We start from the raw sequence: 13,639 nt of genomic DNA, 5'->3' as shown, positions 1-13,639 counted from the left end.
AATTCAAATTTTAATTTGAAATGTAGATTTGAAGTCTGGTCTGGGGCATTGGTACAAACCCTAGGTCGGCGGGGAATGCGGGCCGCATCTCCGAGGCGGATTCTCATCAAACGAGAATGCAAATTGACCGGCCCCGGGGCGCGGCGCCACCATCCCGACCCTCACACCGCTTCCCATTCGATACTGGAGACTCCATGAAACCTTCCCGCAACCTGGCGCGTGCCCTGGCGCGCACCCTGGCCGCCCTCAGCCTGGGCGCCGCGAGCGCCGCCTGGGCCGGCCCTTTCCAGGGCGGCATCGTCACGCTGATCACGCCAGCCTCCTCGGGCAGCTCGTTCGACAACGCCGCGCGCGCCCTGGCCGACGGCCTGGCCAAGACCTGGGGCATCCCGGTCGTGGTGAACAACCGCCCCGGCGCGGCCACCATCCTGGCCACCAGCGTGGCCGCCAAAGCCGCGCCGGACGGCCGCACGATCCTGCTGTCCGTCACGCCCACGATCCAGGCGCCCTTTCTCTCCACCAAGCTGGACTACGACCCCGTCACCAGCTTCGCGCCGGTCGCGCAGATGTTCGACGCGCGCCTGTGGCTGGCGGTGAACACCCAGGTGCCCGCGCGCACCGTCAAGGAGTTCGTGGCCCTGGCGAAAGCGCCGAACGCGAAGTTCGCCTACTCCTCGCCGGGCAACGGCTCCACGCCGCACCTGAACGCGAGCCAGCTCGCGCACCAGGCCAGGATCGAGATGCTGCACGTGCCCTACAAGGGCGTGGCGCCGGCCGTGGTGGACCTGGCCGCCGGCATGGTCACCGCCACCTTCGCGAGTTATTCCGACCTGGTGCCGCACGTGCAGAGCGGGCGCGTGCGCATCCTCGCCAGCACCGGCGCCGAGCGCTCGCCGCTGAGCCGCGACGTGCCCACGATGAAGGAGGCCGGCTACGCGGACTTCGAGACCGTGGGCTTCGGCGGCCTGGTGGTGCCGGCCGGTACACCGCAGCCGCTGGTGGACGAGATCTCGCGCGACGTGATCAAGGTGCTGGCCCAGCCCGAGGTCAAGGGGCGCCTGATCACGCTCGGCCTCGAACCGCACAGCCAGGGCCCAGCCGAGTTCGGCAAGCTGATCGTGGCGCAGACCGCCTACTGGAAGAAGGTGATCAAGGACGCCGACGTCAAGCCCGAATGAAAGTCCCCACCATGACCGCACCCCGCCTCGAACACTCCCACCACCTGCGCTTCGTCGGTGACTGGGGCCAGGCCAATTTCCACCGCATCTGCTCCTGGCTGTGCGAAGAGTTCTGCAAGCGCAGCGGCCCACGCAGCCGCGTGGCGATCTGGAGCATCCGCGCCGGTGGCATCGAGGCCATCGACCTGGTGGAGGAAGGCGAGGCCGATCTGTGCATCGTCACGCCGGCCATGCTCATGCCCGCCGCGCTCGACGGCCGCCTGATCTTCCAGGGCCGCGCCGCGCCACACCTGCGCGCCCTGGCCGTGCTGCCGCAGAACGACCGCATGGTGCTGGCCCTGCGGCCGGACCTGGGCATCCGCAGCTTCGAGGAGCTGCGCCAGAAGAAGCCGGCACTGCGCCTCGCGACCTCGCGCAACGACGGCACCAACTTCATCGGCTACGTGGCGCGCCTGTTCATGCAGGCGCACGGCATCGACGACGCCACCTTCGCCAGCTGGGGCGGCCGCTACGTGGAAGACTCCAACCCGCGCGAAAGCCTGCAGCGCATGCAGGACGGCGAGGTGGACGGCGTGCTGCAGGAAGCGATCATGACGCCCTGGTGGTCCGACATCGTCGAGACCGGCAAGGTGGTGCCGCTGCCGTCGGAAGAGGCGGTGCTGCAGCAGCTCCAGAAGGACTACGGCTTCGGCCGCAACGACCTGCCGGCCGGCTACTGGCCTTCGCTGCAGACCTCGCTGCCCGCGCTCGATTTCTCGGACTTCCTGATCCTGGTGCGCGACGACATGCCCGACGACATCGCCCACCTGCTGACCTGGTGCCTGGTGGAAACGCGCGCGGCCATCGAGCGCCAGTACCGCCACCTGCCGCCGCAGCGCAGCCCGCTGAGCTACCCGCTGGTGCCCTCGGCGATGGCGCGGACCTCGATCGCCCTGCACCCGGGCGCGCGCCGCTACTACGAGGCCGCGGGCCACCTCTGAGCCTTGCGCGCAGCGCCCTCGCTCAGGGCGCGCGCATGTGTTGCACCGCGCGGCGCACCATGTCGCAGAAGTACTCCGCCGCCGGCGTGGGCGGCAGGCCGGCGCGGCGCACCAGGCACACCGGCGGCGCGGGCAGGGGCTCGCGCACGTCGATGCGCGCCAGCAGCGGCGCCAGCGACTCCGACTGGATCCACTGCACCGGCAGCATCATCAGCAGGTCGGAGTTCGCCAGCGCCACCATGAAGGTGAGCGCCGAGTGCGCCTTCATCACCAGCCGGGGCGCCGGCAGCCCGTTTTGCGCGAACAGCGGGCCCAGCTCTTCTTCCGCGTTGTGCGTGATCGAGGTCGTGATCCATTCCGCGTCCACCAGCTCGCGCAGCGAGCGCGCCTGCGCCAGCGGGTGGCCCTTTCGGCTCACGATGGTGCGCGTGTTGTCGAACAGCTTTTCCACCTGCAGCGCCGAGACCACGTCGGCCGGGGCCGGGCCGATGTAGAGGTCCAGGCTGCCGTCGAGCAGGCCGGGCTCGCTGCCCGGGTACACCGCGTCCACGATGTCGATCTGCACCTGGGGGTAACGCGCGCGGAACGCGCCGAGTGCAAACGGCAGCAGGGCGATGTGCGCCACGCTGGACATTGCGCACCGCGAGGTTGCCGTGCACCTCGCCGCGCAGCTGGTCCAGCTCTTCCGTGGCGCGGCGCAGGTCGTGCATGGCGCAGGCCACGCGCTTGTGGAAGGCCGCGCCCATGTCGGTCAGCACCACGCCGGTGGAGCGCCGCTCGAACAGCACCACGCCGAGTTCCTTCTCCAGTTCCTTGATGCTGTGGCTCAGCGCGGGCTGCGCGCTGCCGAGCTGGCGCGCCGCCGCGCGCAGGCTGCCGCGCTCGGCCACGGCGAGGAAATCCCGCAAGGCGTTGAACTTCATGCCGCGCCGCCCGGGGTGATCGAAAAAACATATCGCATCCCGCAATTCTCCGTCTTTTCCGATTCGCGGTGGCTGCCTACGATGCGGCCGCATGAAGACCTCGCCTCCCGTGATTCCCCGCGTGCTCATCGTCGGCGCCGGCCCCGCCGGCCTGGCCCTGGCGATCGAGCTGGGCCAGCGCCGCATCCCCTGCCTGCTGCTGGAGCGCAACGACCGCGTGGGCTACGCGCCGCGCGCCAAGACCACCAACGTGCGCACCCGCGAGCACCTGCGGCGCTGGGGCATCGCGCCGCAGCTGCGCGCGGCCTCGCCGCTGGGCGTGGACTACCCGTCCAACGTGGTGTTCTGCACCCGCCTCTCGGGCCACGAACTCACGCGCTTCGAGAACGCCTTCTTCTGCGCGCCGGGCCGCAACCCGCTCTACGCCGAGCACGCGCAGTGGATCCCGCAGTACAGCTTGGAAGAGGTGCTGCGCGCCCACGCCCAGACGCTGCCGGGCGTGGAAATCCGCTTCAACAGCGAGGTGCTGGCCTTCGAGCAGGATGCGCAAGGCGTGCACGTCACGGTGCGCGACCTCCAGCGCGAGGACACCTACACCGTCTCCGCCGACTACCTGGTGGGTGCCGACGGCGCGCGCAGCCTGGTGCGCGAGGGCATGGGCGCGAAGCTGGAAGGCCAGTACGGCCTCTCGCGCAACTACAACATCGTGTTCCACGCGCCGGGCCTGGCGCAGGCCCACGCGCTGGGGCCGGCCATCATGTACTGGCAGATCAATGAAGACGTGCCCAGCCTGATCGGCCCGATGGACCGGGGCGACACCTGGTTCTTCATGCCCACCGGCGTGCCCGCTGACTTCCGGCTCGACGCCGAGGGCAGCGCGGCGCTGATCCGCCGCGCCACCGGCATCGACCTGCCCTACCGCGCGCTGTCCACCGACGAATGGGTCGGCCAGCCGATTCCTGGGCGACAACTACCGCGACCGGCGCGTGTTCCTGGTCGGCGATGCCTGCCACCTGCACCCGCCCTTCGGCGGCTACGGCATGAACATGGGCGTGGCCGACAGCGTGGACCTGGGCTGGAAGCTCGCGGCCGTGCTGGCGGGCTGGGGCGGCGAGGCCTTGCTGGACAGCTACATGGCCGAGCGCCGCCCGGTGCACCAGATGGTGCTCGACGAGGCCGTGGCGCAACCACGCGCTGCTGGGCAACCAGCTCGCGCGCGCCGGGCTGGACGCCGACGACCCGGCCGGCGCGGCCCTGCGCGAGGACGTGGGCGCGCGCATCCAGGCCGCCAAGTCGCGCGAGTTCACCACGCTGGGTGTGGTGCTCGGCTACCGCTACGAGGACTCGCCCGTGATCGCCCACGACGGCAGCCGCGCGCCGCAAATGGACTACCTGAACTACGTGCCGTCCAACCGGCCCGGCGCGCGCGCGCCGCACGCCTGGCTGCACGACGGCAGCTCGCTGTACGACCACTTCGGCGAAGGCTTCACCCTGCTCGCGCACGCCGACGTGCCCGAGACCGTGGTGCAGGCCGTGCGCGAGCGCCTGCGCGCCGCGGGCGTGCCGCTCACCGTGCTGCGCCCGGCCTGGGGCGCGTTCGCCGAGCTCTACCCGACCCGGCTCACGCTGGTGCGGCCCGACCAGCACGTGGCCTGGCGCGGCGATGACTGGCCCGACGCGCCGGACGCGCTGGTGGCGCGCATCACCGGCCACACCGCGGTTGCTTCCCCTCGACAGAAGGCCTTCGCATGAACACCCACCTGCCCGCCGCGGTGCATTCGGTGCACCGCTTCACCTTCACCGTGCCCGACCTGGCCGAGGCCGAGCGCTTCTACACCTGCTTCGGTCTGGACGTGCGGCGCGACGGCGATCGCCTGCTGCTGCGCACCTTCGGCCACCCGCACGTCTGGGCGCACGTGCTCGAAGGCGGCGAGCGCAAGCGCCTGCAATATGTGGCCTACGGCATCCACGCCGAGGATGTGGAGACCTTCGCCGAGCGCATCGCGGCGCAGGGCCGCGCAGGCGAGCCGCACCCGCTGGCGCAAGAGCCGGGGCTGTGGCTGCGCGACCCCGATGGCCTGGCGCTGCAGCTGGTGGTCGCGCCCAAGGTCTCGCCCTCCGCACCCTCGGTGCCCCGGCCGCCGGTGCCCGCCGTGCCCGGCCAGGGCCAGGCCTCGCCGCGCAGCCGGCTGGGGCCCGTGCGGCCGCGTTACCTCTCGCACATCCTGCAATTCACGCCCGATGTGCCGGGCATGCTGGCCTTCTGTTCATCGATGCTCGGCCTGCGCCTGTCGGACCGCTCGGGCGACGTGATCGCCTTCCTGCACACGCCGCACGGCAGCGACCACCATCTGGTGGCCTTCGCGAAATCCCACGGCCCCGGCCTGCACCACAGCAGCTGGGACGTGCCTTGCCTCGACGAGGTGGGTCAGGGCATGGACCAGATGCGCAGCGCCGGCTACGGCGACGGCTGGGGCGTTGGCCGGCACGTGCTCGGCTCCAACTACTTCAACTACGTGCAAGACCCCTGGGGCAGTTTCTGCGAGTACTCGGCCGGCATCGACCACGTGCCCGCCGGCCTGGACTGGCCCGCCGCCGACCACCCCGCCGAGGACGCGCTGTTCGTCTGGGGCCCGGCCGTTCCCACCCACTTCATCACCAACCACGAGATCCCATGAGACTGATTGCCTTCCAAGACGAGAACGGCGCCGCGCGCCTGGGCGCGCGCGTGAACGACCACACCCTGCTGGACCTCACCGCCGCCGGCCTGCCCGATTCGCTCGACGAGCTGCTGCGCCAGGGCGAGGCGGGTTTTCGCGCGGCGCGCGCGGCCATCGAGCGCGGCCAGCACGCGCGCCCGCTCGCCGGCCTCACTTACCTGCCGCCGGTGCTGGAGCCCGCCAAGGCCTTCGCGATCGGCCTGAACTACGTGGACCACGCGACCGAAAGCCACTTCGAGAAACCGAAGCACCCGGTGATCTTCCACCGCTACCCCTCGTCCTGGGTCGCCCACGGGCAGCCGCTGGTGCGGCCGCACGTGTCGGCGCAGTTCGACTACGAGGCCGAGCTGGTGGCGGTGATCGGCAAGGGCGACCGCTACATCCGCCAGGAAGACGCGCTGGACCACGTCGCGGGGTACACGCTGTTCAACGACGGCTCCCTCCGCGACCACCAGTTCCGCTCCAACCAGTGGATGATGGGCAAGAACTTCGACCGCAGCGGGGGCTTCGGCCCCGAGTTCGTGAGCGCCGACGAGCTGCCCCCGGGCGCGCACGGCCTGCGCCTGCAATGCCGGCTCAACGGCCAGGTGGTGCAGGACGCCAACACGCGCGACATGATCTTCGACGTGGCCACGCTGGTGGCCGCCTGCTCGGAGGCCATGGCCCTGGTGCCGGGCGACCTCATCATCACCGGCACGCCCGCCGGCGTGGGCCTGGCGCGCAAGCCGCCGCTGTGGATGAAGCCGGGCGACGTGTGCGAGGTGGAGGTCGAAGGCGTGGGGGTGCTGCGCAACCCCATCGTGGACGAGCGATGATTGTCGACCCCGTTTCTCAGCATCCGAGAAACGGGTTTGACCCCGGCCGCACCGGTGGGCATGCTCCCACCGTGCTGTTTTCCTTCACGCAATTTCCATGTCAGGCAGAAACCCCATGAAGCTGGTCCGCGAACACATCGATGCCTTTCCCTTCGATGCGCCGCCCTATGTGCTGGAGCGCCGCGAAGCGCTGTTGCTCGCCGATCCGCTGCCGTCCCCGATGAAGCGGGCGCGCGAGTACCCGCCGATCGAGGTGGCGCACCTCGGCGCGGCCTACGTGGAGCGCGCCTTCGCGCCGCCCGTGGGCGTGTACGAGAGCGCGGACATCCGCATCGAATGGCAGAACATGAACGGCCGCCAGCCGTTCTACCACCGCAACACCGGCGTGGATGAGCTTTCGTTCCAGGTCTGCGGCGAGCGCACCCTCATCACCGAACTCGGCACGGTGGAGTTGCGGCCGGGTGACTTCTCGCGCATCCCCAACGGCGTGGCGCACGACAACTTCGGCCGGCACGACGTGCACCTGCTGTTCTACGTGCCGGGCCCGGTGCGCGAACTGGTCGCCCCCAGCCGCCAGGCCGAGTACCTGAGCACGCCCTTCCCCGGCTGGACGCCGGCGGTGATCAATGAGCTCACCACCGAAGGCGTGGGCGGCCCGGGTCAGGACCTCGCGCTCTCGCCGGTCGACGAGGCCCTGCTGCTGCAACACGCCGAGCAGGACGCCGAGCGCATCCAGGTGCTGCACCCCGAGGGCGAGGGCCTGCAATGGCTGTACCGCAGCGCGGCGGTTGCCATCGGCCGCTCGCGCAAGGCCTCGGACGACGGCGCCGTGTACACGCGGCACCGCGACGCCTGCGAGGTGCAGTATCAGATCCAGGGCGAGCGCACCCTGGTCACGCAGCGCGGCAGCGTGCACCTGGTGCCGGGCGACTTCGTGCAGATCCCGCGCGGCATCGCCTTCACCAGCCTGCACAGCGGCCCGAGCGAACACCTGGCCCTGGCCAGCACCCTGCCGATCCCGCAGGTGGCGCCGGCCCTGCGCCAGGGCACGCGCTTGCCGGCCGACGAGCTGGCCCGGCTGCGTGGCGCCTGAGCGCTTCAGAACCAATCACAACAAGGAGACAGACATGTCAACGATGATGGCCGCGCGCGCCCACCCCAGCGCGCGCGAACTCAGCCTGGAAACCCTTCCCGTGCCCACGCCGGGCGAGGGCGAGGTGCTGGTCAAGGTGGCGTCGGCCGGCATCGCGCCCGGCATGATGAAGCTGCTCGAAATGGGCCGCTTCAAGCACCTGCCGACCACGCCGGGCCACGAGATCGCCGGCACCGTGGTGGCGCTGGGCAGCGGCGTGGATGCCGCCTGGCAGGACGCGCGGGTGCGCGTGCACCCCATGCTCTCGTGCGGCCAGTGCGACTACTGCCGCTCGGACCGCCAGCAGATGTGCAACGACGCGGCCATGATGGGCCACGCCGGCTTCGGCCGCGGCCCGATGGCGCTGTACGCGAAGTACCACAACGGCGGCCTGGCCGAGTACGCCTGCGTGCCCGCCGACCTGCTGGACCGCCTGCCCGCGCACGTCAGCTTCGACGTGGGCGCCAAGGTGCACGACCTGGCCAACGCGGTGCGCGCGCTCAAGGGCGCGGCCCTGCCCGCCACCGGCCGCCTGGTCATCACCGCCGCCACCGGCACCATGGGCACGGCCAGCATCAAGCTCGCGCGCTTCTACGGCGCGCGCGAGCTGGTGCTGGTGGGCCGCTCGCGCGAGCGGCTCGAAGCCCTGCGCCCGTTGGCCGGCGATCTGCCGGTGCAGCTCGCGGTGCTCGACGAACTCGCGCCCGACTGGGCCGAGACGCAAGGCCTCACGAAACGCCTGCGCGAACTCATGCCACGCGGCGCCGACGCCGTGCTCGACTACTTCCCCGACGGGCCGGGCTCGGCGCAGGCCGCCTCGGCCATGGCCCAGGGCGCCAGCTTCGTGCACATGGGCGGCAGCAACGCCGCGCTGCCCTTCGCACTGCGCGACATGATGATCTTCTGCTGGCGCTTCGTCGGCACGCGCGCCTGCACCCGCTCCGACACCGACGAAGTTCTGGCCCTGCTGGCCGACCAGCGCCTCGACGCGGAAGACCTCATCACCCACCGCTTCGGCCTGCAGCAGGTCAACGAGGCGCTGGAAGCCACCCGCACCCGCACCCTGCCCATCTGGATGGCGGTGGTGAACCCCTGACCTTTTCCACCGGAGATTGAATTGCAAGACCGCAACCCCTGGATCACCGTGCCGACCGCCGCCGGCCCCATGCAGACCTACGTGGCGCGCCCCGCCGCGCCCGCCACGCGCGCGGTCATCGTGCTGCAGGAAGCCTTCGGCGTGAACCCGCACATCCAGGACATCGCTCGGCGCTTCGCCGCGCAAGGCTTCCTGGCGCTCGCGCCCGACCTGTTCCACCGCAGCGGCACGCGCGAACTCGCCTACGCGCAGCACAGCGAGGCCGTGGCCCTGATCTCGCAGATCGGCGTGTCGCCCATCCTCGAAGACGTGCAGGCCGTGCTCGCGCACCTGCAGACCGCGGAGCAGATCGAGGCCGGCCGCAGCGCCGTGGTGGGCTTCTGCTTCGGTGGCCGCGCCGCCTTCACCGCCGCCACGCGCCTGCCCGATCTGGGCGCGGCCGTGGTGTTCTACGGGCCGGGCATCGCCGCCGGCCCGCACGCCACGCTGGGCGAGGCGGGCGCCATCCGCGCGCCGCTGCTGCTGCACGTGGGCGCGGAAGACCCGACCATCCCGCCCGCGCAGGTGCAGGCCATCGACGCCGCGCTGCAGGCCGCCGGTGTGCGCTTTGCGCAGCACGTGTACCCGGGCGCCGGGCACGCCTTCCTGTGCGACGCGCGCCCCGCCATGTACCGCGAAGGCGCGGCGGCCCAGGCCTGGCAGCGCACACTGGATTTCCTGAATACCGAGCTGCCTCCCGGACAATGAGCGCATGTGCCCACCCTCCACTTCCCTGGCCGCTGCCCTCGATGACGTGAAGCGCGCGCCGCTGCCCCCGGGCGACGGCCTGCTCGCGGACCTGGTCTGCGCCAACCACATCCTCTACGACCAGGGCGTGGTCGATGCCTTCGGCCACGTCAGCGTGCGCCACGACCGCGACCCCGAGCGTTTCCTGCTCGCGCGCAACATGGCGCCCGGCCAGGTGGGCGCATCGGACATCGTCTCGTTCACGCTCGACGGCGAGCCCATCGACGCGGGCGGGCGGCGCGTCTACATCGAGCGCTTCATCCACGCCGAAATCTACCGCGCGCACCCGCAGGTGCAGGCCATCGTGCACAGCCACTCGCCGGCCATCGTGCCGCTGACCATCTCGCGCGGCACGCCGCTGCGCGCGGTGTTCCACATGGCCGGCTTCATCGGCACCGGCGCGCCGGTGTTCGAGATCCGCGACGTGGTGGGCGACGGCAGCGACCTGCTGGTGCGCGACGGCCGCATCGGCGCCGCGCTGGCGCGCCAGTTCGAGGGCCATCCCATCGTGCTCATGCGCGGCCACGGCAGCACCGTGGTGGGCGAGAGCCTGAAGCAGGTGGTGTACCGCGCGGTCTACGCCGAGGTGAACGCGCGCGTCCAGACCACCGCCCTGGGTCTGGGCGAGGTGAGCTACCTGAGCGAGGCCGAGTGCGCCTCGTGCATGAGCAGCCACGAGGCCCAGGCCGAGCGGCCCTGGGCGCTGTGGAAGGAAGAGGCCCGGCGCCGGCGCGCCTGAGCCATCTGGGTTCTCATTTCTCAGGAAACGAGAAACGGTTTTGACCGGCCGGCACCCGATGTCCATGATCGACCCACTCGATCTCGAAAGGACATCCATGGAAATCGGAGCGCACCTCGCGCGACTCGAACTCACCGCCAGCGACCCGGCCGCGCTGGCCGGCTTCTACGCCCGGACCTTCGGCTTCGCGGTCTCGCACCAGGGCGATGCCCACGTGTGCCGCGCGCCCGAACGCGAACTCGTGCTGCGGCCCGGCAAGGGCGGCCAGCTGCACCTGGCCTGCTTCCGCTTCGACAGCGCCGCCGCGCTGCACGCGCACCGCGCGCAGTTGCAGGCGCGCGGTGTGGCCCTGCAGGAGGTGGGCGAGAGCGCCCACACCGTGCTCGACCCCGAAGGCCGCCGCATCCGCTTCGAGCACGGCCCGGCCGCGCCCGCCGCGTCCACCGCCGACGGCCTGCCGAGCGCGCGGCTGCAGCACTTCGCGGTGCGCACGCCCGATCCCGCCGCGCTGCTGGCCTTCTACACCGAGCAACTGGGCTTCGTGCTGTCGGACCGCGTGCGCGACGAGGCCGGCGCCATCACGGCGGCCTTTCTGCGCACCGACGCCGAGCACCACGCCATGGCCATCTTCCGCGCGCCGCTGGCGCGCTTCGACCACTTCTCGTGCGAGGCGCAAGACTGGGCCGCGCTGCGCGACTGGGCCGACCACATGGCCGACGCCGGCTTCCCGCTGGCCTGGGGCGTGGGCCGGCACGGGCCGGGCAACGACACCTTCTTCATGCTCAAGGACATGGACGGCAACATGGCGGAGATCTCCGCCGAGCTGGAGGTCTGCGAGCCCGGGCGCGCGGTCGGCGAATGGCCGCACCAGCCCTCAACCCTCAACCGCTGGGGTGTGCGCATCATGCGAAGCTAGCCCCACCGACTTGCCCTTTCAGGAGCGCCACCCATGACCACCACCGCCAAGGCCTTGCAGGTTCTTCGCCTGTTCAAGCAGGGGTTCAAGCACGTGCGCGCGGTGGACGTGGAGACCGAGCTGCGCATCTCCACCGCCACGGCCTACCGCTACCTCGCCGACCTGGAGGAGGCCGGCCTGATCGAGCGCACCTCGATCGGCCAGTACGTGCTGGGCCCGGAGATCGTGGAGCTCGACCGCCTGATCCGCATCAACGACCCGCTGATCGCGGCCGCCAGCGAGATCATGAAGACGCTGTCGGAGCGCACGGGTGGCGTGGTGCTGCTCAGCCGCCTGCACAGCCGCAAGGTGGTCTGCGTGCACCAGGTGCGCGGGCGCCATGGGCCGCCGCACGTGAGCTACGAGCGCGGCCGGGCCATGCCGCTGTACCGGGGCGCCACGTCCAAGGTGATCCTGGCGCACATGGCGCCCGAAGACCTGCGCGACCTCGTGCGCCACGACACGGCGGCCCTGCGCGAAGCGGGCCTGCCGGGCAGCTTCGACGCGCTGTCGGCGCTGATGGCGCAGATCCGGCGCGACAAGGTCTGTGTGACGGCAGCCGAGGTGGACGCCGAAGCCTGTGGCTGGGCCGCACCGATCCACCAGGGGGAGCTGCTGCTGGGCAGCCTCTCGGTGGTGATGTGGGCCCAGGCACCGAACATCAACCCGCAGCGCGTCGCGGACCACGTCCTGCGAGCGGCGCTGCGCATCGGAGGGCGGCTGGAAACGCCGCGCTAGCAACTTATGTGGATGGATGGAAAAGACCCCGACGTGGTGATCGTCGGCGCGGGTCCGGTCGGGCTCACCCTGGCGAACCTGCTCGGCACGCACGGCGTGCGCACGCTGGTGATCGAACGCAACGCGGCGCTCGAGCCTGAGCCCCGCGCGGTGACGCTGGACGACGAGAGCCTGCGCACGCTGCAGGGCGCCGGCCTGCTGGACGCGGTGCTGAAGGACGTGGTGCTGGGCTACGGCGTGCAGTACCACGACTGGCGCGGCCGGCCCTTCGCGGCGATCCAGCCGACGCGCCAGGAATACGGCTACCCCAAGCGCAACGCGTTTCGCCAGCCGCTGCTGGTGCGAACGCTGTTCGACGGGCTGGCGCGCTTCGAACACGTGGCGGTGAAATTCGGCCACAGCTTCACGTCCTTCGAGCAGGACGCCGAAGGCATCACCGTGCAGGTGCAGGCCGAGGGCGAAGCCCGCCCCGTGCGCGCGCGCTGGCTGGTGGCCTGCGACGGCGGGCGCAGCCCGGTGCGCGAGTTCTGCCAGATCGTGCTCGAAGGCGAGACCTACGCCGAGCGCTGGCTCATCGTGGACCTCGCGGAGCGCACCGTGCCGCTGCGCCACACCAGCACCTACTGCGACCCGAGGCGGCCCACCATCCGCCTGCCGGGGCCGCGCGGCGCGCTGCGCTACGAGTTCATGCTGCGCGAAGGCGACCGCGACGAGGACGTGCTGGACGAGCGCAACTTCCGCGAGTGGATCGCGCGCCGCGTGCCGGCCGACCGCGACCTGCCGCTGGTGCGCAAGGTGATCTACGGTTTCCACGCCCGCGTGCGCACGCGCTGGCGCGAAGGCCGCGTGCTGTTCGCGGGCGACGCGGCCCACCTCACGCCGCCGTTCGCGGGCCAGGGCCTCAACAGCGGCATCCGCGACGCCGCCAACCTCGGCTGGAAACTCGCGGCCCTGCTGCGCGGCAGCCTGCCCGAGTCGGTGCTGCACAGCTACGAGCAGGAGCGGCGCCCGCACGCGGCCGCGCTGATCCAGATGGCCCTGCGCATCGGCCGCGTGATGCAGCCCAAGAGCTTGCTGGGCGCGGCGCTGACCCAGACCGCCCTGCGCGCGGCCTGCCTGTTGCCGGTCTGCCGCGACTACATCCTGCAGCTCAAGTTCAAGCCCAAGCCGCGCTTCGCGCAAGGCTGCTTCCTGCCTTCGCCGAACCTGAGCGCGACCGAGCTCGCGCCCCAGCCCTGGGTGCAAAGCCCGGCGAAGGACGTGCGGCTGGACGAGGTGCTGGGCGCGGGCTTCTCGGTGATCGGCTGGGACGCGGCCGTGGTGCGCGAGGCCGCGCGCCAGGTGGTGCCACAGGGCCTGTGCACCGGGCAGGTGGCGCTGGTGCGCAGCGAAGACGATTTTCTCGACACACCCGCGGACGACGGCGGCGCGGTGGTGCGCGTGCGCGATGCGAGCGGCGAACTCGCGGCCCTGCTCGCGCGCTTCGGGGCCGCCGCCCTGGTGCTGCGGCCGGACCGCTACGTCTACGCCGTCGTGCCCCAGCCGGCCTGAGCCTTTCTTTTTTTCTTTCACAGGAA

General features: G+C 71.1%; 13 protein-coding genes and 3 pseudogenes. 14 read left to right on the top strand and 2 right to left on the bottom strand.

Features of this window, described 5'->3' with window-relative positions; genetic code table 11:
• Nucleotides 1–194: 194 nt before the first annotated feature.
• Both ACFJI0_RS23105 and ACFJI0_RS23100 read left to right on the top strand, forming a co-directional pair.
• A complete protein-coding gene (locus ACFJI0_RS23105; protein ID WP_382322478.1) occupies nucleotides 195–1,178 on the top strand; it encodes a Bug family tripartite tricarboxylate transporter substrate binding protein in 984 nt (327 codons plus the stop codon).
• Nucleotides 1,179–1,189: 11 nt separating this feature from the next.
• A complete protein-coding gene (locus tag ACFJI0_RS23100; RefSeq protein ID WP_382322477.1) occupies nucleotides 1,190–2,158 on the top strand; it encodes a TAXI family TRAP transporter solute-binding subunit in 969 nt (322 codons plus the stop codon).
• A 22-nt stretch (nucleotides 2,159–2,180) separates the two neighbouring features.
• On the opposite strand, the gene ACFJI0_RS23095 is transcribed toward ACFJI0_RS23100, so the two are convergent.
• Nucleotides 2,181–2,783: a LysR substrate-binding domain-containing protein gene (locus ACFJI0_RS23095; protein ID WP_382322476.1), complete on the bottom strand. Its 603-nt coding sequence runs from the start codon at nucleotides 2,781–2,783 to the stop codon at nucleotides 2,181–2,183.
• A 175-nt stretch (nucleotides 2,784–2,958) separates the two neighbouring features.
• Nucleotides 2,959–3,081 (bottom strand): annotated as a pseudogene (locus ACFJI0_RS23090) (LysR family transcriptional regulator); the annotation flags it as partial.
• Nucleotides 3,082–3,172: 91 nt separating this feature from the next.
• Here ACFJI0_RS23090 and ACFJI0_RS23085 point away from each other — a divergent pair.
• The 12 genes and pseudogenes from ACFJI0_RS23085 to ACFJI0_RS23030 form a co-directional block, all read left to right on the top strand.
• Nucleotides 3,173–3,868 (top strand): annotated as a pseudogene (locus ACFJI0_RS23085) (FAD-dependent monooxygenase); the annotation flags it as partial.
• 199 nt (nucleotides 3,869–4,067) lie between these two features.
• Nucleotides 4,068–4,196, top strand: a pseudogene (locus ACFJI0_RS23080) (FAD-dependent monooxygenase); the annotation flags it as partial.
• A gap of 151 nt (nucleotides 4,197–4,347) precedes the next feature.
• Nucleotides 4,348–4,833, top strand: coding sequence for a hypothetical protein (locus tag ACFJI0_RS23075; RefSeq protein WP_382322475.1), 486 nt, complete (start codon nucleotides 4,348–4,350; stop codon nucleotides 4,831–4,833).
• Nucleotides 4,830–5,759, top strand: coding sequence for a VOC family protein (locus ACFJI0_RS23070; RefSeq protein WP_382322474.1), 930 nt, complete (start codon nucleotides 4,830–4,832; stop codon nucleotides 5,757–5,759). The genes ACFJI0_RS23075 and ACFJI0_RS23070 overlap by 4 nt, the downstream gene beginning before the upstream one ends.
• Nucleotides 5,756–6,616, top strand: a complete 861-nt coding sequence (locus ACFJI0_RS23065; RefSeq protein ID WP_382322473.1) for a fumarylacetoacetate hydrolase family protein — start codon at nucleotides 5,756–5,758, stop codon at nucleotides 6,614–6,616. Before ACFJI0_RS23070 ends, ACFJI0_RS23065 begins: the two co-directional genes overlap by 4 nt.
• 115 nt (nucleotides 6,617–6,731) lie before the next feature.
• The gene (locus ACFJI0_RS23060) at nucleotides 6,732–7,709 is read left to right on the top strand and encodes a hypothetical protein (protein ID WP_382322472.1); all 978 of its coding nucleotides are present in this window, start codon (nucleotides 6,732–6,734) and stop codon (nucleotides 7,707–7,709) included.
• A gap of 34 nt (nucleotides 7,710–7,743) precedes the next feature.
• On the top strand, nucleotides 7,744–8,844 hold the full coding sequence (locus ACFJI0_RS23055) for an alcohol dehydrogenase catalytic domain-containing protein (RefSeq protein ID WP_382322471.1): 1,101 nt from the start codon (nucleotides 7,744–7,746) through the stop codon (nucleotides 8,842–8,844).
• Between the two features lie 21 nt (nucleotides 8,845–8,865).
• Nucleotides 8,866–9,591, top strand: coding sequence for a dienelactone hydrolase family protein (locus ACFJI0_RS23050; protein ID WP_382322470.1), 726 nt, complete (start codon nucleotides 8,866–8,868; stop codon nucleotides 9,589–9,591).
• 4 nt (nucleotides 9,592–9,595) lie between these two features.
• Nucleotides 9,596–10,369, top strand: a complete 774-nt coding sequence (locus ACFJI0_RS23045; RefSeq protein WP_382322469.1) for a class II aldolase/adducin family protein — start codon at nucleotides 9,596–9,598, stop codon at nucleotides 10,367–10,369.
• A gap of 64 nt (nucleotides 10,370–10,433) precedes the next feature.
• On the top strand, nucleotides 10,434–11,285 hold the full coding sequence (locus ACFJI0_RS23040) for a VOC family protein (RefSeq protein WP_382322468.1): 852 nt from the start codon (nucleotides 10,434–10,436) through the stop codon (nucleotides 11,283–11,285).
• Between the two features lie 33 nt (nucleotides 11,286–11,318).
• The gene (locus ACFJI0_RS23035; RefSeq protein ID WP_382152621.1) at nucleotides 11,319–12,062 is read left to right on the top strand and encodes an IclR family transcriptional regulator; all 744 of its coding nucleotides are present in this window, start codon (nucleotides 11,319–11,321) and stop codon (nucleotides 12,060–12,062) included.
• A 12-nt stretch (nucleotides 12,063–12,074) separates the two neighbouring features.
• Nucleotides 12,075–13,613, top strand: coding sequence for a bifunctional 3-(3-hydroxy-phenyl)propionate/3-hydroxycinnamic acid hydroxylase (locus tag ACFJI0_RS23030; RefSeq protein ID WP_382322467.1), 1,539 nt, complete (start codon nucleotides 12,075–12,077; stop codon nucleotides 13,611–13,613).
• Nucleotides 13,614–13,639 lie beyond the last annotated feature (26 nt).

Source organism: Hydrogenophaga sp. UC242_53 (assembly GCF_042696965.1).
GTDB lineage: Bacteria > Pseudomonadota > Gammaproteobacteria > Burkholderiales > Burkholderiaceae_C > Hydrogenophaga.
This window is presented reverse-complemented; position numbering and strand designations above follow the sequence as displayed.

Bases quoted from the DNA above. Each gene is read 5' to 3' on its own strand.
- ACFJI0_RS23105 (WP_382322478.1), top strand. From the start codon at position 195: ATGAAACCTTCCCGCAACCTGGCGCGTGCCCTGGCGCGCACCCTGGCC.
- ACFJI0_RS23100 (WP_382322477.1), top strand. From the start codon at position 1,190: ATGACCGCACCCCGCCTCGAACACTCCCACCACCTGCGCTTCGTCGGT.
- ACFJI0_RS23070 (WP_382322474.1), top strand. From the start codon at position 4,830: ATGAACACCCACCTGCCCGCCGCGGTGCATTCGGTGCACCGCTTCACC.
- ACFJI0_RS23065 (WP_382322473.1), top strand. From the start codon at position 5,756: ATGAGACTGATTGCCTTCCAAGACGAGAACGGCGCCGCGCGCCTGGGC.
- ACFJI0_RS23060 (WP_382322472.1), top strand. From the start codon at position 6,732: ATGAAGCTGGTCCGCGAACACATCGATGCCTTTCCCTTCGATGCGCCG.
- ACFJI0_RS23055 (WP_382322471.1), top strand. From the start codon at position 7,744: ATGTCAACGATGATGGCCGCGCGCGCCCACCCCAGCGCGCGCGAACTC.
- ACFJI0_RS23045 (WP_382322469.1), top strand. From the start codon at position 9,596: ATGTGCCCACCCTCCACTTCCCTGGCCGCTGCCCTCGATGACGTGAAG.
- ACFJI0_RS23040 (WP_382322468.1), top strand. From the start codon at position 10,434: ATGATCGACCCACTCGATCTCGAAAGGACATCCATGGAAATCGGAGCG.
- ACFJI0_RS23035 (WP_382152621.1), top strand. From the start codon at position 11,319: ATGACCACCACCGCCAAGGCCTTGCAGGTTCTTCGCCTGTTCAAGCAG.
- ACFJI0_RS23030 (WP_382322467.1), top strand. From the start codon at position 12,075: ATGGATGGAAAAGACCCCGACGTGGTGATCGTCGGCGCGGGTCCGGTC.